We start from the raw sequence: 21,117 nt of genomic DNA, 5'->3' as shown, positions 1-21,117 counted from the left end.
CATGCCTTGCGGGAACTAGCACCGATCATTGGGGACTTATTAATGCATACCCTGTACGACAGACGGTGTAAAGTTGCCTTTGGTCGTGTTAATTTAATGTCCAATTTTCTTGTGCGTGGGAAAAAATGCCTGTCAGAACATAGAGTTGGCACCACGCTTTAAAGGGTTTTCCGCCCTTTCTTCATAGAACCATTATTTTAGAGGCACGGGATACATGGAAATCGGTCTGCGCGAGTGGCTGATCGTCATCGGCATCATTGTCATCGCCGGTATTCTTTTTGATGGCTGGCGCCGGATGCGCGGTGGCAAGGGCAAGCTCAAGTTTCGTCTGGACCGCAGTTTCTCGAACCTGCCGGACGATGACTCCAATCCCGAACTGCTGGGCCCGGCCCGCGTGCTGGAAACCCACAAGGAACCCGAGCTGGACGAGCATGACCTGCCGTCGGTGAGCATGCCGGCGCGCGAGCCACGGGAAAAACCGTCCAAGCGCGGCAAGCGTGCCAGCGAGCCGACCCAGGGCGACCTGAACCTGAATCTCGATCTCGAAGAACAGGGCCCGAGCTTCAGCAGTCGTGATGACGACTTCGTCGACGACCACAAGCCGACCGCGCGCCAGGACAAGGAGCGTCACGACAAGGAGCAGCCGGCGGCCGAGGAAGTGCTGGTGATCAGCGTGATCAGCCGCGACCCGAACGGCTTCAAGGGGCCGGCCCTGCTGCAGAACATCCTGGAAAGCGGCCTGCGTTTCGGCGAGATGGACATCTTCCACCGCCACGAAAGCATGGCCGGCAACGGCGAAGTGCTGTTCTCCATGGCCAACGCGGTGAAGCCTGGCGTGTTCGACCTCGACGACATCGACCACTTCACCACCCCGGCGGTGAGCTTCTTCCTCGGCCTGCCTGGCCCGCGTTATCCGAAGCAGGCGTTCGACGTGATGGTGGCTGCGGCGCGCAAGCTGTCCCAGGAACTCAATGGCGAACTGAAGGACGACCAGCGCAGCGTGCTGACCGCCCAGACCATCGAGCACTACCGCCAGCGCATCGTCGAGTTCGAACGCCGCGCGCTGACCCAGAAGCGCTGATTGGTTGGACAGGCTTGCCGGCCTTTTCGCGGGCAAGCCCAGATTCTGTAGGAGCCGGGCTTGCCCGTGAAGAGGCCCTCCACCTCACCGCCGAAACCGCACTAACATATTGAGCAGCCCCGGCTGCTCTTTTGCTTTCCGAGAGACCTCCATGACCTCCGCCCAGACCCGTATTCTAGAGCTGCGTGCTGAACTGGATCAGCACAACTATCGCTACCACGTGCTCGACGAACCGAGCATCCCGGACGCCGAATACGATCGCTTGTACCACGAGCTCAAGGCCCTGGAAGCCGAGCACCCGGAACTGGTCACCGCCGACTCGCCGACCCAGCGCGTCGGCAGTGCCGCGCTGACGGCGTTCACCCAGGTCCGCCATGAAATCCCGATGCTGAGCCTGGGTAACGCCTTCGAAGAAGTCGACATGCGCGAATTCGATCGGCGGGTCAGCGAAGGCCTCGACTTGCCGGCCGGCGACCTGTTCGGTGGCGGCGGTGCCGTCGAATACAGCTGCGAACCGAAACTCGATGGCCTGGCAGTCAGCCTGCTCTACCAGGACGGCCTGCTGGTGCGCGGCGCCACCCGGGGCGACGGCACCACCGGCGAAGACATCAGCGTCAACGTGCGCACCGTGCGCAACATTCCCCTCAAGCTGCAGGGCACTGGCTGGCCGGCGACCCTCGAAGTGCGCGGCGAAGTCTTCATGTCCAAGGCCGGCTTCGAACGCCTCAACGCCGCGCAGGCGGAGGCGGGCGGCAAGACCTTCGCCAACCCGCGCAACGCCGCGGCGGGCAGCCTGCGCCAGCTCGACTCGAAGATCACCGCCAGCCGCCCGCTGGAGTTCTGCTGCTATGGCCTGGGCCAGGTGTCGCACGACATCGCCGACAGCCACATCGGCAACCTGCAACAGCTCAAGGCCTGGGGCATGCCCATCAGTCACGAGCTTAAACTGGCCAAGGGCATCGACGAATGCCTGGACTACTACCGCGCCATCGGCGAGCGGCGCAATGCGTTGCCCTATGAAATCGACGGCGTGGTGTTCAAGGTCAACAGCCTGGCCTCCCAGCGCGAGCTGGGCTTCCGTGCCCGCGAACCGCGCTGGGCGATCGCCCACAAATTCCCGGCGATGGAAGAACTCACCGAACTGCTCGACGTCGAATTCCAGGTCGGCCGCACCGGAGCGGTCACCCCGGTGGCCCGGCTGAAACCGGTCAAGGTCGCCGGTGTGACCGTCTCCAACGCTACCCTGCACAACATGGACGAAGTGGCGCGCCTGGGCCTGATGATCGGCGACACCGTGATCATCCGCCGCGCCGGCGACGTCATCCCGCAGGTGGTCCAGGTGGTCACCGAGCGCCGCCCGGAAAACGCCCGCGCCGTGCAGATTCCCGAGAGCTGCCCGGTGTGCGGTTCCCACGTCGAACGCACCCAACTGATCAAGCGCAGCAAGGGCCGCGAAACCATCAGCGAAGGCGCGGTGTACCGCTGCGTCGGTCGCCTGGCCTGCGGCGCGCAACTCAAGCAGGCGATCATCCACTTCGTCTCCCGCCGCGCGATGGACATCGAAGGCCTGGGCGACAAGACCATCGAACAACTGGTGGACGAAAACCTGATCGCCTCGCCGGCCGACCTCTATACCCTCAAGCGCGAAGACATCGTCGACCTCGAAGGCTTCGCCGAACTGTCGACCAGCAACCTGCTGCAAGCCATCGCCGACAGCAAGCAACCGAGCCTGGCGCGCTTCATCTACGCCCTGGGCATTCCCGACGTTGGCGAGGAGACCGCCAAGGTCCTGGCACGCTCCCTGGGTACGCTGGAGCGGGTCATGCAAGCGCTGCCATCGGTGCTGACCTACCTGCCTGACATCGGCCTGGAAGTGGCCCACGAGATCCACAGCTTCTTCGAGGACGAACACAACCGCACGGTGATCGGCCAATTGCTCGAACGCGGCCTGGTGCTGCAGGACCAGGGCGAGCTGGGCGCCGAGTTCGCCGCCAGCACCACCCTCGGTGGGCTCATCGCCAAGCTCGACATCGGCTCGGTAGGACCGACCGCGGCGGAAAAACTGGCGGCCAAGTTCGGCTCGGTCGAAGGCATCATCAAGGCCGACTGGCTGGACCTGCGCCAGGCCCTGAATGAAAAGCCGGCGAAGGCCGTACGGGAATTCTTCGACGTACCGGGCAATGCCGAACGGGCGCTGGCGATCGAGGCGCAACTGCGTGATTTCGGCATGCACTGGCAGAGTGAGAAAAAGACCGTCGAAGGCCTGCCGCTGACCGGCCAGACCTGGGTGCTGACCGGCTCGCTGGAACTGATGAGCCGCGACGTTGCCAAGGACAAGCTGGAAAGCCTGGGTGCCAAGGTCGCCGGTTCTGTCTCGGCCAAGACCCATTGCGTGGTCGCAGGCCCCGGTGCCGGCTCAAAGCTGACCAAGGCCAACGAACTGGGCCTCAAGGTGTTGGACGAGGAAGCGTTTGTCGCCCTCCTGAAAACCCACGGCATCGAAGCCTGAGGTCGCGCCAGGCTTGCTCCCGCCTGGGCACTGCACCGGCCTGTACCGTGGCTTGCATTCACCTGTAGGAGCCGGGCTTGCCCGCGAAGAACGATCACGCCGGCTCCCTGACGGCCCGCAGTGCCCTGTCGATTGATCATTCCCACGCGGAGCGTGGGAATGATCGGCACAGTGCCAGCGTCGTTCGCCGGATTCATGCACGGCGCGAGCACTGGTGGGATTCATCCGCGAATACGCCTTCACAAACACTGCCTGGCTCCCTGTTACCAGCACTCTGCCTGGCTGATTTTTCACTGCCTGTCAGTCAGAAAAATCCTCAAGTGCAGCGGATTTTCCTACCCATTCACGCCAATGCAGAGAAGGGCGCCGCAGAGCCTTCTTCCAGGTGCTAATTGTCGAAAGATCTCTTTAACTTGCGTGAAGTTTCCTAGAAAATCCCAACCCGTTGCGCCTGTTCCGGCTGGGCTCTAGTCTGCGTCTTGTCACCGCAAAATCGGTGATACGGACGTGCAAGTCCGGTTTGGTGGAGCGCAGCACATATCCAGGGTTTTCAGGCATCTCGGTGTCTGGGTCTTGTGTTATGGCGGCTGTACGTGGGAGATCTTCGGGATCTGCCGGGAATGCTCCTTTGCCACCGGTCTTGCACACCCGCGTATAGCTGCCACCTTCTTTCGTGTGCAAGCGAACGGTGGTGGCTCCATTTGGCATTAAGGAGCATCACCATGTTCAAGATCACCCCCAACCCCCCAGCCGAAGACCTGTCATCCCCCGCCGGCCAACGCGCCGTCGACCGAGCCTTCGCCCACTACGAACTTTCCTCCCTGACCAGGCGACGCTCACGACGCGAACCGCCGGCGGCCGAAGACACCCTGGCCCAAATCCACGAAATCCTCCAATCCGCCTCCGCGACCGCCTACGAATGCGCGGATCACCTGCAAGGCACCACCCGCAAACTGGCCCTGGGCGTCGTGCACCTGGTCGACCTGGCCCAGGTCCGCGTCGACGAGCTTCTGGATGCAAAACAGATAGCCACCTGACCTTGGTGCCAGGTTCCAAGGGTGGAGTAGGGCTTGCCGGCCCATTCGCGGGCAAGCCGCGCTCCTACAGCACCGCGTCGTTCACACGCGTTGGCCCGACACCTTTCTGTAGGAGCCGGCGGTGCGGCGACCCGACTTGCCCGCGAATAGGTCCTCAAGTACCGCTGACGACCCTGGAGCCTCCCACATCTCTGCCGCCTGTCCGGGTGCCGATGCTTTCCGGCCTGCCCCAAACAGACAAGTGCTTGACCCCCATCGAATTTTTACAGCACCTGGCGGTTGTAACTTCCCGTTATCCAGGTACAATGGCGCGGCTCGCTGCCAGGCGAGTGTTGTCATGGTGACCCCATCGGTCCCCCCGCAACGATTACCCGTCAACCTGGTCAGGCCCGGAAGGGAGCAGCCACAGCGGGAACATTGTGTGCCGGGGTGTGGCTGGTGGGGTTGCCTCCAGTTCCCTGCATATCTAACTCCCAACGGCTTTCATACCTTGCCACGCTTGTGGTGCGGGTACTGATAGATCTGTGCCGATCTCCCCTTGGTATCTACTGCTGTCTCGCCGTCCGCCGCGACGTGCCACCTATCGCGTTGACGAACACGTCATCTACAAATAACGTACAGTTCAACTCCCCCGAGAGAGCGCTGCGATGAGCCAAGGAGAAAAGGCATGCCAGATCGCCACAACCGGATACGGCTAGATTTATTAGCCTATGGTTATGTAGAGCGCCCCTCAACCAATCCTGATTTGCCTGCATCCCCATGACCCAAGCTGCCCTGGTTAACCCCGATCTCCTTACCTGGTCTCGCCAGCGCGCTGGCCTGTCCACGGAGCAGGTTGCGCAAAAGCTGCCAGTGAAGCGTGAGAGCGTTGAGAAGTGGGAGGCAGGCCAAGCAAAGCCCACCTTTCTGCAGGCCCAGAAGTGGGCAAACGTCGCTCACATTCCATTTGGTTTCCTGTTCCTGCCGCAGCCACCTGTTGAAGAACTGCCGCTACCGGACTTGCGAACGGTGGGAGGCTCGGTGCCCGAACACCCTAGCCTCAACTTGTTGGACACCGTAAAGGATGCAATCCGCAAGCAGGACTGGTATCTCGAGTATCTTCAAGACCAAGAACATGTGCCGCTGCCCTTTGTGGGTCGATTCACCCACCGATCTGCGGTAACCACAGTGGTAGCAGACATGCGCGCAACGCTTGGTGTAAACCCGGACGCATCGCGCCTTGACTATGACAAGTACAGTCGTGCCCTGATCCAGGCCGCAGAGAGGATTGGTATATTGGTTATGCGCAGTGGAATCGCTCTCGGCAACACTCACCGAAAGTTGGAGGTCAGTGAATTTCGAGGCTTTGCCATTAGCAACGCCTATGCCCCTGTGGTGTTCATCAACAGCTCGGATGCCCCATCTGCACGCCTCTTCACTTTGATGCATGAGCTGGCGCACATTTGGACTGGTAGCAGCGGCGTCTCTGATGGAAACAGCTTCACCGGCAGAGAAGAAGAGCGCTTCTGTAACGCGGTAGCCGGGGAGTTCCTGGCTCCGGAAGAGCTGTTTCGAACCGTGTGGAACACAGAGATCGACTGGGAGGACAACCTGGCTCCGCTATCGGCCCGCTTTCACATAAGCAAATTGGCAATAGGCCGGCGAGCGCTTGATCTCGGTTACATCACTGCTCTTCAGTACAGTGCGTACTATCGGCTCGTGCTCAAGGCCTTTCAGGACAAGCAAGACGGTGCTGGAGACTACTACCGTAACGCTACTGCGAAGAACAGCGCGCGTCTGAGCAGGGCAGTAGTGAATGAAGCACTAAGCGGTCGACTTCTGCTGCGCGATGCGGGTTCTCTCCTCGGCGTGCAACCGGCCAAACTAAGGAAACTTGCCGATAAGCTCACGGAATGAAACATTTACTTGACGCAAATACTCTCATCGAAGCCAAGAATCGATACTACGGCATGAGCATCTGCCCAGCTTTCTGGGACTGGTTGCTCCGAGAGCATCAAACACTGGAGCTAGCCAGCATAACCTCCGTCAAGGATGAGCTTTCCAAGGGTAACGACGATCTGGCGACGTGGACTGCCCGTAACTCAGGTTTCTTCCAGGCCATCAGCGACGAGCCTACGCAGGCCGCTTACATTCAGATCGCCACACACGTTGCAGATCAAGCGCCCAAGATGAAAGTAGGTGCCCTGGATGAGTTTCTGGCTGGTGCCGATCCTTGGCTGATTGCCAAAGCTCTATGTACTGGCGCCATTGTAGTTACCCATGAAGTCCTGAACCTGGATGCCAAGCGCAAATTCATCATTCCAAACGTGTGTAAGCATTTTGGTATCTCCTATATGAATACATTTGAGCTGCTGCATAAGCTGGAAGCGCGATTCGTTTTGCCGCGCTAAGTATAGAACCGGTAAGGGTTTGTTTTCATTGTGGCAGGTAGTCAAAATGAATATTTCCCCATTTCAGTCTGTCTCTCTTGCGCTCCTAAGTTATAGTGATGAATTTTGATGCGTGGCTATGTGCATCGAGATGGACAAGGTTGAGGGCGCAGATGAATATTTTATATATAAATTTGGTCGTGAACCTCAGGTTGAGTTGAGGCGGTTAGATAGGGGGACGGAAGCAATACATATTTTAAAATAATGCCCATTGGATACTAGTGGGTCTTGGTCAGAAAGGGTGGCAGTTAAGTTGGTGTTGCTTTGGAGGGCGGGCGAGCTTCCTGAAAAACGCAATGGGCGTCCTGATCTGCGGCAACGCGAAAATGCGCGAAAGCGCGACTAATCTATTTCTCGATCACTTATTCCAGGGCGCGGGCAGGCCCATGTCGTAGCCTCTATGGCTGCTCGACATGAAGGTTACGGCGAGAAAAAAGCAAAGCCCCCGTAACCATGACGAAAGTCTTCCACATGATCAGCACATCGCTATGAGGCAGCCAGCCCGTTGGGAACAGAACGCTCAGCAATCCTGCCAGCGCCAATAGGATGCCAAGCCACTTGCGCCATCGAGGTGGTTTTATCCACCGGTCAACTACGTACGCTATCACGAACATCAACGCGAGCTGCTCTGGGGGGGCGAGCATGGCGGACCTCAACTCTTGATTATCAAGGTGATGGACGAGTGCTGTGGCCCGATACCCCCATGGACCTTGGCGTCCAGGGCTATCAGCACATCACCTGCGTGATAGCGCGGCAGGCGATTGGCTACGAAAGCGGCAGTTCCCACTTGTGCTGGTAGGGCTACCAATGGGTGTGTCATTTTTCCAATTGCGAAGCCGACGGTTCCGGAAATCACGCCGGTTACCGTCCAGCGCTGATCGTTTAGCATATCGCCCTGGTCTCGATTCAAAGGCTTTGAAATGGCGACCGACATGACGCAAGTTAGGTGCCTGGCCTGCATGCGATCGTACAATTCTTTCACTTTCTCGATAATCTGATAGTTGTGCCGCCTCACGGCTGCAAAATGGAGCGTGTTGAGCTGATAGCGGTTGTCCTCCCTGACGGTGAATTCGCTGATGTCGAAGATCACGCCGCGATGAACGACTATCCTGTATGTTCTGTCGATTTGCATTGAAGGCCTCACTTCTCAGTTGCTAAGTAGCAGGACTTGAAAGTTGCCTTGATATGCCCAGATCAGGGCTAGTTATTGTCTTATAGTATTGTAGGGGTTTTCTGAAATAATCTGAGAAAAGGGTGGCAAAAACGATCTAGAGAGAAGTTTGAAAAAATCTTCTTTTTGGTTTCGGTGTGCTTCAATGACCGCTAGAGGTCTGTAACGTTTCTGATCCTTTTCTGGGCTATTAATGCGATTTAGGACGCTATCATCATAAAAGTCAGAAAGCTCTTGTCGGTTGGTCATGTCAAAGAATCGTGGTAATGAGTACAAATATCAGATATTCAGGTCAGAGGCTCGCCAGTCTTCCCAGGCAATGGCATTGGAAAACCCTCTTTGCGTTGCGCGCGGAATTGAAACTGGAGACAGCCGCCGATCATGGCGGCTTTTGCGTTTCCGGGTTTCAAGGTGAGACTATCCCTGCGGTTTCGGCGTAATCCGATTTACGACGGCTACGCCGCCGAGCGTGGGCAAGCTCGCTCGCCACAGTGGGGGGCGCCATCTGGCTGTTTTAACGCCCACTCGCCCAGCGCTTGTAATCCGCTGGCGTCATCCCTGTCAGTTGAATAAAAGCTCGGCGGAACGAGGTTTCCTCACTGTACCCACACTTGAGCGCCACCTGCTTGACGCTGGCCCCCGGCGTTTCCAGCAGCACGCAGGCCGTTTCGATGCGCACGCGGGTGATAAAGGTCTTGGGCGACTCGTTGCTCAGTTCCTTGAGGCGCCGGTGCAGGGTTCTTTCGCTCAGGTTCAGGGCATTGGCCAAGCCTTCGGCAGTTATCCCCGGATGGGCATGGCGGACGATCTGTTCGGCCTGAAGCAGCAGGGGATCGGCCGCGTTGATAAAACCTCGCGGCGCATAGATGGCCTGGGGCAGCGGCAGGCTGTCGGCCACCGAAACATCGGCCGCCAACTTGGCCACCGCCGGGCCGGCCTGGCGACGGATGACATGCAGCGCCAGGTCGACCCAGGATAACGGGCCGCCGGTGGTGATGATGCCATCCTGTTCTTCGACCGCCGTGCCCCACACGGTCCGGGCCTTGGGGAAACGCTGCTTGAAGGCATGGTGCAGCCACCAGGTGGTGGTGCAGCGTCGGCCATCAAGCAGTCCGGCTTCGCCCAACACGAAGGTGCCGGCACAGGCTGCGCCCACCAGCCCACCATTTTCATGCCGTTCCTTGAGCCAGCCCGCCGCCTGGCGAATCGAGTCCGAGAGCGGCGGCAACTTGTCGGCACCCAGCGCCATGCCGGTGACCAGGGCGACATCGCACCGGGCCAAGTCATTGAATGAACCGTCCACCGGAATCAGGCGACCCTGGGGATCGCGCAGCGCCTGGCCATCCGCGCTGACGATGGTGGTCTGGAATTCCATCCGGCCTGGATCCGGCAGGCTTGCCACCGTTCCCTCCGGCGGTGAGCGCAGGGCCTGGTTGGTGATCCAGAACAGATCGGCCAGGCCGGTGATCGCAGACAGCAAACTGCCTTCTACCGCGACAATCGCAATGCGCATGGGAAAGGTGGCTCGGTGAGGTGACAGGTTTGGCGAGTTTTGCATGAAACATGGCTTGTTTGCCATCTGCTGTCGTTGCAAGTGCCTCGATAGACTGGCTCCCATCAACGGATCAAGGCACTGCGTCATGAATGGGTTCATGTGTTCACATCGTTCCACCAGGCTTCAGGTTGGCAATGGGCCTCACTCTTTCAAATGGCTGGGGCGCCTGGCAGCCGCGGTCGGGCTGACGGTGCTCTTCAGCGGCGCGCCGGTCATCGCCGCACCCGCTGCGGGGAGTGTGCGCAATATCGTGCTGGTGCACGGCGCCTTTGCCGATGGCTCCAGTTGGTCGCAGGTTATCTCCCGGCTGCAAGCCAAGGGCTACCACGTTACGGCGGTGCAGAACCCCCTGACTTCATTGGCCGACGATGTCGGCGCCACCGTGCGCGTCCTGCGGCGGCAACAGGGCGACGTGCTGCTGGTGGGGCATTCCTGGGCCGGCGCGGTGATCAGCCAGGCGGGTAATGCCAGCAATGTCAAAGGCCTGGTCTATCTCTCCGCCCTGGCTCCCGACAGCGGCGAATCGGTGGCGGACCTGCTGGAAAAATTCAAGGCGCCGATGGATGGCCTGACGCCGGACAGCGAGGGGCTGATCTGGCTGGAGGATCCGCAGGTGTTCCAGCAAGTGATGGCCGCTGACCTGCCGCTGAATAAGGTGCGGGTGCTGGCCGCGACCCAGCAACCGATCGCCGTCGCCAGCTTTGGTGGCAAGGTCCGGCATGCGGCGTGGCACGACAAGCCGAGCTGGTACCTGAAGACGACAAGCGACCAGGCCCTGCGCCCTGATGTGCAACAAGCCATCGCCCAGCGAATGGGTGCCAGGATCACTTCAGTCGATTCCAGCCACCTGTCGTTGCTTTCCCACCCCGATGCAGTGGCCGGTTTGATCGATCGAGCGGCAAGGGAAGCCGGCCAGTGAGCCGTTTCAGGGAAACCTGGAGAACGGGATAACCCAACCGATGAACGTGAGGTGTGAATGAACATTCTGCATATCGACTCCAGCATCCTGGGCGAGGGCTCCGTGACGCGCGAGCTGTCTGCCGAGCTTGTGGCGCAACTGCGTGCCCGCCATCCCACTGCCAGGGTCACGTACCGCGACCTGGCCGAGCACGAAGTCCGTCACCTGAACGGTGCCATCGCCGCCGGGTTCCGGCAGCCGGGGGCGGCGAGTGGGATGAGGCCACGGTGCGCGAGCACCAGGTTTCCGAAACGCTGGTGACCGAGTTTCTGCACAGCGACCTGCTGGTGATCGGCGCGCCCATGTACAACTTTTCGCTATCGAGCCAGTTGAAGGCCTGGCTGGACCGCATTGCCCAGGTGGGGCGCACGTTCAAGTACACGGAAAACGGTCCGGTTGGCCTGTCGGCCGGCAGGCGGGTGATCGTGGTTTCGGCGCGCGGCGGTTTCTATGCGCAAGGCCCTTTCGCCCACATGGACTTCCAGGAGAACTATCTCAAGGCGTTCTTCGGTTTCCTGGGGATTGGCGATGTGCAGTTTGTTCGTGCCGAAGGGGCGTCGAAAGGCGACCAGGTACGACAGCAGGGGATCACACGGGCCAGGTTGGCCATTGCCGATGTGCTGAGCGGTTTGCCGGTTTCCGCCTGACTCCACACCTTGATGAGGATAGACCCATGCTATTTGCCATTACGCTGAGCTACATTCGTCCGATCGAGCAGGTCAAGGCCCATCTGGAAGCCCACAAGGACTGGCTGGTGCAGTTCATCAAGGCCGGCCGCATCCTGGTGGCCGGGCCACTGCAACAGCAGGGCGGCGGGTTCATCCTCGCGCAGGGAGAGGGTGTTTCCGATATCGAGCGGATGCTGGCCGAGGATCCGTTCGTTGTTTACCAACTGGTGACTTTCGACATTCGCTGCTGCGAGCCGGCGATCCGTTCCAGCAGCTTTCCCGAGCAGTGGGCGCCGGAGGCCAGGGCGGTCTAGGCTGTGTACGAAATTGTTTGAAACGCAGGTTAGGCAAGGCAAAAACCGGCGAGGAAGCGGAGTTTACTGGAGTAAATGAGCATTCCGAGCCGGTTTTTAACGCTGCATAACCAAGTTTCAAGCGATTTCGTACATAGCCTAGATTGCCGCCCGCAACTCCCTCGGCGACAACCCGTAATGCTTGCGAAACCGCACCGCAAAGCGTGACGCCGAGGTATACCCGCTCGCCGCGGCAATCTCGCCAATCGGCCTTGGCGTGGTCTGCAGCCAGTGCAGCGCCATGCCCAGCCGGACGTTTTCCAGGATATTGCTGAAACTGTCGTCCTCGTTCGCCAGTTGGCGCCGCAAGGTCGAGGCCCCCAGGTGCAGGCGTTCGGCGACATCGGCCACCGTCCAGTCCCGTGCCGGAGCGCTCATGACGATCTGCTGCACGCGCTCGCACAGCGGGTCGCGGCGGTCCAGCAGTACCGGGCCGGCCCAGCCGCCCAGGGTCAGCGCCAGCAGCACCGCTTCGGCGTAATGAATGCGCAAGGCCTCCGGCGCGTCGGTGTTGATGGCTTCCAGCAGGCTTTCCCAGGCACCGGTGATGTGCCGGTCCAGTGGTACGCAGAGTTCCTGCGGGCCGACCTGGGCGGGCAGGGCGTTGATCTGCTGGCCGTGGCGGGCGCTGAAGGCGCGTAACAGTTCCGTGGGGAAACTCACCGTGTCGGCGATGTAGTAACCCTGCGTACCGGGAAAGTTGTTGATCGCCAGTTCACGCCCCGCCGGCAGCAGGATCAGGTGCCTGGAGCCTACGCGCATCTGCCGGTCGTCCCAGCTCATCAGCTTTTCTCCCTGGCGAATCCGGCACAGGGTGGTGACGAAGATCGGCACCCGCTGCAGCGCATGGGGCTGGCGGGCCTGGATTACGCTGGTGCCGAGGCGGCTTTCGCGATGCTGGGGGCCGGCAGGTGCGTGCATGGTTACGGGCGTCCGTAGGTGGCGGTGAGGGTGGCCTTGCCCAGGGCGTTGGCGTTGAGCATGTAGCCTACCAGGGCGCCGCTGGACTGTTCGTCGACCGGCAGTCTATCCGTCTTCAGGGCCCACACGGTGAACTGGTAACGGTGCGGTTTATCGCCTGGCGGTGGGCAGGCGCCGCCGAAGCCGGGTTGGCCGTAGTCGGTGCGCCCCTGCACGGCGCCTGCGGGCAACTGGCCGCCCTTGCTGCCGGCGCCGGAAGGCAGTTCATGAGTGGTGGCGGGGAGGTTGACCACGGTCCAGTGCCACCAGCCGCTGCCGGTCGGAGCATCGGGGTCGTAGGCGGTGATGGCGAAGCTTTGGGTGCCCGCCGGGGCATTCTGCCAGGCCAGTTGCGGCGAGGTGTTGCCGCCGGTGCAACCGAAGCCCTGGAAGACTTCGCGGCTGGTCAGTGGCTTGCCGTCGCTGATGTCCTGGCTGCTGACGGTGAAGTCGGCGGCCTGGGCGGCAACGCTCATGGTGAGGGCGGCGAGGAGGAAGGGGATTTTCATGGGCGTCTCGTCTTTGGGTGGAAAGGCGAGTCTATGGGGTGGCGCAAGCCGGTGTTGTGCCGGGGCGCTCGGGTGTTGTGCCGAAACGCTCGGGTAGTGTCAGGGTGAGGGCTTCTGCGGGCAAGCCCGCTCCCACAGCGGGAGGCGGGCTGCCGGAGGGATCATTTGCGTTTGAACAGCTTGCCGAGGAAGCCGGCGATGGCCACCAGGCCCAGGATGATGAACTTCTTGAAGGCCAGCAGGGCTACGCCGATCTTGGCGAACAGGCCGGCCTTGGCGGCGATGCCGCCGGCGACCAGGGCGGCCAGGCCGTACGGCGCCAGCTTGTCGGTCTTGGCGTCGTAGTCGGCGTAGCGATTGCCGTCGGTGAAGTTGGTGAAGGCGAGGATCTTCGGCGTTTCCTGCTTGATGGTCTGCAGGTCGGCCATCGCCGCCACGGCGTTGAGTTCCAGCACGCCCTCGCGACCCAGCACGCGGATGCTGTAGTTCAGGGTGGTCTGGTCGGCGTCGTCGGCCTTCAGCTCGCGGGCCCAGTACATCTTGTGGGTGCCCTGGTCGTAGCTCGGGGGCTCGGCCCAGCCCAGCAGTGTCAGGCCGGCGTAGCCCTGCTTGCGCCGCTCCTTGTTGTCTTCCTCGTCATCGGCCTGCATCTGCTTGAGCAGGTCGGCGTAGTCGATCTTGGCCGCGTCATCGTCGGAAATGTGGCCGTCGTTCTTGTAGCTGATGATCACGCCCCAGCCATTGTCGGCCAGCGGGCTGACGGCGGTCGGGATGATCATGCCGAGGGTCTTGTGGCCTGGCGGGTTGCCCCAGGCTTCGGTCAGCAGCCGCTCGGTGTCGTCCGGCGACAGGTAGTAGAACTCGTTGTTGAGCTGCAGGGTGGCGATGCCGCTGGGCAGGGTGATGTTGCCGTGCTGTTGCTTGAGGGTGGCCAGCCATTGTTCGGCGGTCTGGTGCGGCTGCTCGCTGGCGGTTGGCGCAGGCGCGGGGGTGTTGGCGGCAATGGCGGGCAAAGTGGTCGCGCTGAGCAACACTGCCACCAACAACTGGCGCAGGTGTTTCATCGTAGTCCCTTACATTTTGAATTAATTTGGTCGGGCAGGATAACCGAAAGGACTGGTCAATCGCCAGATTGTCGTATCCACAGCCTACTGCGGCGTGGTCTCCAGGCGCTCCTGCAACAGCCGGGCGAAGGCCTCTCGGGCTGGGTGGCGGGTGGTTTCCTTGTGCCAGATGAAGCTGTTCTGCACCGGTGTCAGTTCGTCGAAACGATAGGTCGCCAGCCCCGTCGATTGCTCGAAGCGGCGCAGGATGCCTTCCGGCACCAGCGATACGCCGGCCCCGGCGTTCACGCAGCCAATGATGGTGCCCCAACTGCCATAGCTGGCGATCGGCGGGTTGCGATCGTGTTCCTGTATCCAGTTCTTCAGCGCAGCGCGATAGGGGCAGCCGCTGGGCCACATGATCAGGGTGCGGCCCAGCAGGTCATGGGCACTGTGGATCGCTGGGCTGCTGGCGGCGCTGATCAGCACCAGGTTCTCGCGGTAGAGCGCAGCGCTGGCGATTTTCGGGTGATGTATGTCGACGGCCACCAGGGCGCCGTCGAGGCGGCGCTGGCGGACGTCCTCCATCAACTGCGTCCAGGTGCCGGTGATCAGCTCCAGGCTGACCTCGGGGTAGGACTGGTGGTACTCGGCGAGCAGCGCCGGCAGGTGCACGGTCGCGCAGGACTCGATGGCGCCAATGCGCAAGGTCCCGCAAGGGCGGGTGTTGGCGTCGACGGCACGCTTGGCTTCGTCCACCAGGTTGAGGATCTTCGCGCAGTACTCCAGGAAAATCTGTCCGGCCGGGCTGATGCTCAGGCCGCGCCCGGCGCGCACGAACAGTTCGGTGCCCAGTTCGGCTTCCAGTTGCTTGATGCGCGTGGTGATGTTGGACGGCACGCAATGCAGCCGTTGCGCGGCGAGGGCGATGCTGCCGGTTTCGGCAACGGCTTTAACCATGCGCATTTGCGCCAGTTCCATGATTCACTCCCGGTGAATTCTCGTCTCAATATTCGTCAATTGTGCTGATCGCCAGGCCGCTCGAGACTGGAGGCATTCCCTAGATCATCTTGGATGTCGTCCTGCCGTGAAAGCCCTGTCTTCGATAAAAGTTTCCCTTGCCACCGCCTCGGTCATTCTCTGCTGGGCCTATTCGCCGACCGGTATCCACATCGGCCTGGAAAACTACAGCCCGGGGCACCTGGCCCTGCTGCGGTTTCTGATCGCCTCGCTGTTCATGGCCGGCGTGGCGCTGGCAAAGGGCATCGCCTTGCCCCGCCTGCGCGATCTGCCGTGGCTGTTCGTGCTGGGTTTTTTCGCGATTTTCCTCCATCACGTCAGCATCAATTATGGCCAGCAATGGGTCACGCCGGGAGCGGGCAGTGTGCTGGCCCAGTCGACGCCGTTGTTCAGTACGCTGATCGCGTATTTCTGGCTCAGGGAGTCGGTGAGCGGCTGGCGCTGGCTGGGCGTGCTTGCCGGGTTCGTCGGGGTATTGGTGGTGATCTGGGGGGATCGCGGGATTGGCACGTTCAATCCCCAGGGGTTTCTGATCGTGCTGGCGGCGCTGTCCTGGAGCATCTATTTCGCCTTGCAGAAACACTACGCCCATCACTACGACGGGCTGACCACGGTGTGCTACATGGTCTGGGCCGGCACGCTGCTGCTGTGCGTCTATCTGCCGGGGCTGGGGCAGGCGGTGACCCAGGCGTCGCTGCGGGTGAATGTCGCGGTGCTGGTGCTGGGGATCTTTCCCAGCGCCCTGGCCTACCTGGCCTGGGCCTATGTGCTGACGCATTCGGCGGTCAGCCGTTCAGCGGTTGCGTTGTACCTGATTCCACCGGTGGCGATCGTGATGGCGGCGCTGGTGTTGGGGGTTGGCGTATCGCCGATGGTGCTGCTGGGTGGGGCGATCGTGCTGGGGAGCGTGCTGGCGTTGCAGTTGGAAGGGCGCAAGGGGGACACGATTCGCGGCGGTTCGGTGCCACGGCAAGCCCGTCCCCACAGGGGCGAGGGTGCCCGTGGGATGGCGTCGGAGGAGCTTGTGCCCCAGGTCCGGCCCCGTGGGGCGGACCTGAAGTGAGGTGATTCAGGGCTTGGACAAGGCGAGATCGACCGCGGCGATCAGTTTTCCCAGGTCCTTTGAGGGGGCTTTGTGAATGACGCCGAACAGGTAGGCACGCTGCTCGTCCTCGTCGCCCATATCCGCGAAAAACACTTTCAGTTTTACCCCCAGCACATCGGCGAACAGAAACAGCGCGTCCACGCTTGGGGTGTAGCTGCCGGTTTCGAAGCGGCTGATGGTTTTGGGGTCAAAACCGGTTCTCTCGCCAAGTTCAGCCTGAGTCAGCCCCGCTACCTTGCGATAGCGTCTAATGGCCATACCCAAACTTGAAATTTCCATCGCTCAATTCCCATTTAGAATCAAGAACTTAACGATAAATCTTTGCATTAGGCAACACCATGATTCATCACCTTCTATTGCATAATGTGATGTAATTCGTAGAATCGGTGGATCGGACAGATTTTTGGTGATCGGGTTTGAAGCGGCCGTTTTGCAAGCCGGGAAATCCTTGTATTTCCCCGGGCGGCATGCCAGGAGCGCCGAACCGAGCCTTCGGGTGTCTATTTTGCGGGTTTCAGCGGTCCATGCTTCGATCTGCTGACAACCTCGGTTTAACTCTAGTTGATCTTCGTCGAAGTTCTGCCGAACAGCGTGCATTGCTCCCTTGTGGGGGCGGGCTCGGCTGTGGTGGCGAACGGGTGCTTGTCTCTGCGGGGGCGGATGCCCGGTCGAGCGGTTCAACCGAATTGCCCAAGTGAACTGACTCATGGACGAGACGTACCGCAAGGTGGTGGATGCAGCAGCGATTTTCTCCGAGACGGACCTGAACGGCCGGATCACCTACGTCAACGAGCCGTTCTGTGCCATTTCCGGCTACAGCCGCGAGGAGCTGCTGGGGCAGAACCACCGGATGCTCAATTCCGGCTTTCACCCGACCGAATTCTTTGACGACATGTGGCGCACCCTGACCCGTGGGCAGGTATGGAAGGGCGAAGTGTGCAACCGCGCCAAGGACGGCTCGCTGTTCTGGCTAGACAGCACCATGGTGCCGCTGCTGGATGATGTGACGGGGCAGGTGCGCAAGTACATGTCGATCCGCTTCGATGTCAGTGAAAAGCAGCGTTTGCTGCAGACCTTGCAGTGGCGCGTAGGCCATGACGTGCTGACCGGCCTGCCCAACCGGGCCTTTCTCTCCGAACTGCTGAACCAGGCCCTGGACTTCGCCCGGCGCGAGCGGATTCCCCTGGCGGTGTGCATGCTCGATCTCGATGGCTTCAAGGCGGTCAACGACAGCTACGGGCACGCCTGCGGCGATGCGTTGCTGGTGGAAGTCGCCGCGCGGTTGCGCGGGATCATGCGCGGCGAGGATGTGGTGGCGCGCCTGGCGGGCGATGAGTTCGTGCTGATCCTGCGCTACGTGCACGACAGCCAGGCGTTGCGCGCCGCCTTGCAGCGGGTGCTGTGGGCGATCTCGGCGCCGTACTCGATTCGCGGGCAGGAACTCCACGTCTATGCCAGCATCGGCGTGACCCTGTTCCCGGAAGATGATGAGGATGCCGACACCCTGCTGCGTCACGCCGACCAGGCCATGTACATGGCCAAGCAGGGCGGGCGCAACCGCTTCCACCTGTTCGATGTGTCGCTGGACCAGGAGATCAGGGCCACCTACCAGACCGTTGAACTGATACGCCAGGCCCTGGCCGCCGATGAACTGCGGCTGGTCTATCAACCCAAGGTCAACCTGCGCACCGGCCAGGTGCTCGGTTTCGAGGCGCTGGTGTGCTGGCAGAATCCGCAACGCGGCCTGCTCGAAGCCCACGAGTTCCTGCCGCTGGTGGCGCAGACGGAGGTGATCGGCGAGATCGGCGAGTGGGTCATCGATGGTGTCCTGGCGCAGATACAGGCCTGGCGGCGGGCGGGCTACCACTGGCCGGTCAGCCTGAACATCGCGGCGCGGCACTTCCAGCGCGCGGATTTCGTGGCGCGGCTGCAGGCATTGCTGGCCCGTTATGCCGAGGTGCCGGCGCAGATGCTGGACCTGGAGATCGTCGAATCGGTGGCCATCGAGAACATCCAGCGGGTGAGCCAGTGCCTGCTGGCGTGCCAGGCGCTGGGGGTGCGCTTTTCCCTGGATGATTTCGGCACCGGCTATTCGTCGCTGAGCCACCTCAAGCGCCTGCCGACCCAGACCATCAAGATCGACCGTTCCTTCGTTCGCGATATTCTCCACGACCAGGATGACCTGGCCCTGACCACGGCGATCATCGGCCTGGCCCGGGCGTTTGGCCGCGAGGTGATTGCCGAGGGGCTGGAAACGGCCGAGCAGGGGCAACTGCTGATCAGCCTGGGGTGCGACGTGGCGCAGGGTGGATTCATTGCCCGACCGATGGCGGCGCAGGCGGTGCCGGGTTGGGTCGCCGGGTTCGTTCCCTCGCCACTGTGGCGTGCAGCGCCCGACATCGTGTAGGCGTTGGCTTGCTGGCGATAACGGCCACGCAATTGACTGGCTGGCCGCCTGCGGCGGATCGCCAGCAGGCATCAGCAGCGGCACGCCTCATATATAGTCGCTTTGCGGGTCGGGCAGCCAGGACAGATTAGAGAACCGCGCTGGATGCAATTTCGCCCCTGCTCCGCTAGCATTAGCGGTCTTCCGCTTTCCAGATGCGACGGTTATCGATGAGTTATCAGGTTCTTGCACGTAAATGGCGTCCGCGCTCGTTCCGCGAAATGGTCGGCCAGACCCATGTGCTCAAGGCGCTGATCAATGCTCTGGACAGCCAGCGGCTGCACCATGCCTATCTGTTCACCGGCACCCGCGGGGTGGGCAAGACCACCATCGCACGGATCATCGCCAAGTGCCTGAACTGCGAGACCGGCATCACTTCCTCGCCCTGCGGGACCTGTTCGGTATGCCGCGAGATCGATGAAGGGCGCTTCGTCGACCTGATCGAGATCGACGCCGCGAGCCGGACCAAGGTCGAGGATACCCGCGAGCTGCTGGATAACGTGCAGTACGCACCGAGCCGCGGGCGCTTCAAGGTCTACCTGATCGACGAAGTGCACATGCTCTCCAGCCACTCGTTCAACGCCTTGCTGAAAACCCTGGAAGAGCCGCCTCCCTACGTCAAGTTCATCCTGGCGACCACCGACCCGCAGAAACTCCCTGCAACGATTTTGTCGCGTTGCCTGCAGTTTTCCCTGAAGAACATGACCCCGGAGCGGGTGGTCGAGCATTTGACCCATGTACTCGGGGTCGAGAACGTGCCGTTCGAAGACGATGCCCTGTGGCTGCTCGGGCGCGCGGCCGACGGTTCGATGCGCGACGCGATGAGCCTGACCGACCAGGCCATCGCCTTCGGTGAAGGTAAGGTCCTGGCCAGTGATGTGCGGGCGATGCTCGGTACGCTGGACCATGGCCAGGTCTACGATGTGCTGCATGCGCTGATCGACGGCGATGCCAAGGCGCTGCTCGAAGCCGTGCGCCACCTGGCCGAGCAGGGGCCGGACTGGAACGGGGTGCTTTCGGAAATCCTCAACGTGCTGCACCGGGTGGCGATTGCCCAGGCGCTGCCCGAGGGTGTCGACAACGGCCATGGCGACCGCGACCGGGTGCTGGCCCTGGCCCAGGCGCTGCCGGCCGAGGACGTACAGTTCTACTACCAGATGGGGCTGATCGGTCGGCGCGACCTGCCGCTGGCACCGGATCCGCGTGGTGGCTTCGAGATGGTCCTGCTGCGGATGCTCGCCTTCCGCCCGGCCGACAGCGCTGCGGCGCCCAGGCAGCCACTAAAGCCAGTGGGGATCAGCCAGGCCACAGTTGATTCCGCGAGCAAGGTGGCTGGGCCGGCCACTGCCGCGCCGGCGGCCGTTGCTCCCGTGGTCGAGGCGCCTGCCGCGCCAGTTGCCCCCTCGGCTCCGCCAGCACCGGCCCCGGCTGCGGTGGTCGAGGCTGTACCCGAGCCCGAGCCGATTGCCTGCGAGCCGGAGCCCGAGCCCGTTGCTGCGGCCGTCGAGGAAATCGACCTGCCGTGGAATGAGCCTGCCCAGGCTGCGCCACAGCCGCAGGCACCCGAGCCCGAGCCGGTCGAAGAGCCGGTGCCGGAGGTCGTTGCCGAACAACCGGAAGCGCCGCATGCGCAGCCAACGGCTCCGGAATGGGCGGCCGCGCCGATCCCCGAGTCGATTCCAGCGCCGATGAGCAGCAGCGCGGCGGGCCCCGATCGCGACGATGAGCCGCCGCTGGACGAAGACTACATCGAGCCGGACATGGATTCGGCCTACAGCTACCTGGATGAGTTGGCGACCGAACACGCCGCCGAGCTGGAGCCGCAGCCCGAGCCCGAACCGCTGCCCGCGGCGCAACCGGCAACCGGCCTGGCCCTGGAGTGGCTGCAGCTGTTCCCGAAACTGCCGATTTCCGGCATGACCGGCAGCATCGCCGCCAACTGCACGCTGATCGCGGTCGACGGTGACGACTGGCTGTTGCACCTGGACCCGGCCCACAGCGCCCTGTTCAACCCGACGCAGCAACGGCGCCTCAATGAAGCGCTGAACCAGTATCACGGGCGCACGCTGAAACTGAGCATCGAGCTGGTCAAGCCCGAGCAGGAAACCCCGGCCCAGGCGGCCGCGCGTCGTCGGCACGAGCGACAGAACGAGGCCATCGCCTCGATTCATGCCGATCCGTTCATCCAGCAAATGATGCAACAGTTCGGCGCGGTGGTCCGTGACGATACTATTGAACCTGTCGATGCCCTGGTGACCCAGGGCTAATAACTG

17 protein-coding genes, 1 other RNA gene and 1 pseudogene are annotated in these 21,117 nt (G+C 61.7%); 12 read left to right on the top strand and 7 right to left on the bottom strand.

The window, feature by feature from the left end; all coding sequences use genetic code 11:
* Positions 1-214: 214 nt before the first annotated feature.
* The 6 genes from zipA (at position 215) to ACM62G_RS02630 (ending at position 7,017) form a co-directional block, all read left to right on the top strand.
* Positions 215-1,081, top strand: a complete 867-nt coding sequence (gene zipA / locus ACM62G_RS02655; protein ID WP_419736643.1) for a cell division protein ZipA — start codon at positions 215-217, stop codon at positions 1,079-1,081.
* Between the two features lie 151 nt (positions 1,082-1,232).
* Entirely contained in the window at positions 1,233-3,590 is a 2,358-nt protein-coding gene (ligA, locus tag ACM62G_RS02650; RefSeq protein ID WP_419736642.1) for an NAD-dependent DNA ligase LigA, read from the top strand.
* A gap of 722 nt (positions 3,591-4,312) precedes the next feature.
* Positions 4,313-4,627 carry a DUF6124 family protein gene (locus ACM62G_RS02645; protein WP_419736641.1) on the top strand — a complete coding sequence of 105 codons (315 nt, stop codon included), beginning with the start codon at positions 4,313-4,315 and terminating at the stop codon, positions 4,625-4,627.
* Positions 4,628-4,974: 347 nt separating this feature from the next.
* An RNA gene (gene ffs / locus ACM62G_RS02640) (signal recognition particle sRNA small type) lies at positions 4,975-5,071 on the top strand.
* 315 nt (positions 5,072-5,386) lie between these two features.
* Positions 5,387-6,523 (top strand): ImmA/IrrE family metallo-endopeptidase, encoded by a 1,137-nt coding sequence (locus ACM62G_RS02635; RefSeq protein WP_419736640.1) that lies wholly within the window; start codon positions 5,387-5,389, stop codon positions 6,521-6,523.
* Positions 6,520-7,017, top strand: coding sequence for a DUF4411 family protein (locus tag ACM62G_RS02630; protein ID WP_419736639.1), 498 nt, complete (start codon positions 6,520-6,522; stop codon positions 7,015-7,017). The genes ACM62G_RS02635 and ACM62G_RS02630 overlap by 4 nt, the downstream gene beginning before the upstream one ends.
* 691 nt (positions 7,018-7,708) lie before the next feature.
* Here the strand turns inward: ACM62G_RS02630 and ACM62G_RS02625 are convergent.
* Positions 7,709-8,188: a hypothetical protein gene (locus tag ACM62G_RS02625; protein ID WP_419736638.1), complete on the bottom strand. Its 480-nt coding sequence runs from the start codon at positions 8,186-8,188 to the stop codon at positions 7,709-7,711.
* 553 nt (positions 8,189-8,741) lie between these two features.
* Complete coding sequence (locus ACM62G_RS02620) at positions 8,742-9,740, bottom strand: GlxA family transcriptional regulator (protein ID WP_273824116.1); 999 nt, start codon at positions 9,738-9,740, stop codon at positions 8,742-8,744.
* Positions 9,741-9,867: 127 nt separating this feature from the next.
* On the opposite strand from ACM62G_RS02620, the gene ACM62G_RS02615 reads away from it, so the two are divergent.
* The 3 genes and pseudogenes from ACM62G_RS02615 (at position 9,868) to ACM62G_RS02605 (ending at position 11,722) form a co-directional block, all read left to right on the top strand.
* Positions 9,868-10,701, top strand: a complete 834-nt coding sequence (locus ACM62G_RS02615; RefSeq protein ID WP_419736637.1) for an alpha/beta fold hydrolase — start codon at positions 9,868-9,870, stop codon at positions 10,699-10,701.
* A 57-nt stretch (positions 10,702-10,758) separates the two neighbouring features.
* Positions 10,759-11,387, top strand: a pseudogene (locus tag ACM62G_RS02610) (FMN-dependent NADH-azoreductase).
* Between the two features lie 26 nt (positions 11,388-11,413).
* Positions 11,414-11,722 carry a YciI family protein gene (locus ACM62G_RS02605; RefSeq protein WP_273824114.1) on the top strand — a complete coding sequence of 103 codons (309 nt, stop codon included), beginning with the start codon at positions 11,414-11,416 and terminating at the stop codon, positions 11,720-11,722.
* A 138-nt stretch (positions 11,723-11,860) separates the two neighbouring features.
* On the opposite strand, the gene ACM62G_RS02600 is transcribed toward ACM62G_RS02605, so the two are convergent.
* From ACM62G_RS02600 to ACM62G_RS02585, 4 genes are all read right to left on the bottom strand, one after another.
* Entirely contained in the window at positions 11,861-12,682 is an 822-nt protein-coding gene (locus ACM62G_RS02600; RefSeq protein WP_419736636.1) for a helix-turn-helix transcriptional regulator, read from the bottom strand.
* 2 nt (positions 12,683-12,684) lie between these two features.
* Positions 12,685-13,230: a kinase inhibitor gene (locus tag ACM62G_RS02595; protein WP_273824112.1), complete on the bottom strand. Its 546-nt coding sequence runs from the start codon at positions 13,228-13,230 to the stop codon at positions 12,685-12,687.
* Positions 13,231-13,391: 161 nt separating this feature from the next.
* On the bottom strand, positions 13,392-14,294 hold the full coding sequence (locus ACM62G_RS02590; protein ID WP_054063896.1) for a DUF2167 domain-containing protein: 903 nt from the start codon (positions 14,292-14,294) through the stop codon (positions 13,392-13,394).
* 84 nt (positions 14,295-14,378) lie between these two features.
* Positions 14,379-15,254, bottom strand: a complete 876-nt coding sequence (locus ACM62G_RS02585; protein ID WP_419736635.1) for a LysR family transcriptional regulator — start codon at positions 15,252-15,254, stop codon at positions 14,379-14,381.
* 106 nt (positions 15,255-15,360) lie between these two features.
* Between ACM62G_RS02585 and ACM62G_RS02580 the strand changes: the two genes are divergently transcribed.
* Complete coding sequence (locus ACM62G_RS02580; protein ID WP_054063894.1) at positions 15,361-16,356, top strand: DMT family transporter; 996 nt, start codon at positions 15,361-15,363, stop codon at positions 16,354-16,356.
* A 6-nt stretch (positions 16,357-16,362) separates the two neighbouring features.
* On the opposite strand, the gene ACM62G_RS02575 is transcribed toward ACM62G_RS02580, so the two are convergent.
* Entirely contained in the window at positions 16,363-16,677 is a 315-nt protein-coding gene (locus tag ACM62G_RS02575) for a helix-turn-helix domain-containing protein (RefSeq protein WP_054056846.1), read from the bottom strand.
* A gap of 427 nt (positions 16,678-17,104) precedes the next feature.
* On the opposite strand from ACM62G_RS02575, the gene ACM62G_RS02570 reads away from it, so the two are divergent.
* Positions 17,105-18,805, top strand: a complete 1,701-nt coding sequence (locus ACM62G_RS02570; RefSeq protein ID WP_273824110.1) for a putative bifunctional diguanylate cyclase/phosphodiesterase — start codon at positions 17,105-17,107, stop codon at positions 18,803-18,805.
* Between the two features lie 209 nt (positions 18,806-19,014).
* Positions 19,015-21,111: a DNA polymerase III subunit gamma/tau gene (gene dnaX / locus ACM62G_RS02565; RefSeq protein ID WP_419736634.1), complete on the top strand. Its 2,097-nt coding sequence runs from the start codon at positions 19,015-19,017 to the stop codon at positions 21,109-21,111.
* Positions 21,112-21,117: the final 6 nt, after the last annotated feature.

It is taken from the genome of Pseudomonas sp. COR18, assembly GCF_048568395.1.
Taxonomy (GTDB): domain Bacteria; phylum Pseudomonadota; class Gammaproteobacteria; order Pseudomonadales; family Pseudomonadaceae; genus Aquipseudomonas; species Aquipseudomonas fuscovaginae_B.
The sequence above is the reverse complement of the archived record's forward strand: the minus strand, read 5'-3'. Positions and strand labels throughout refer to the sequence as shown.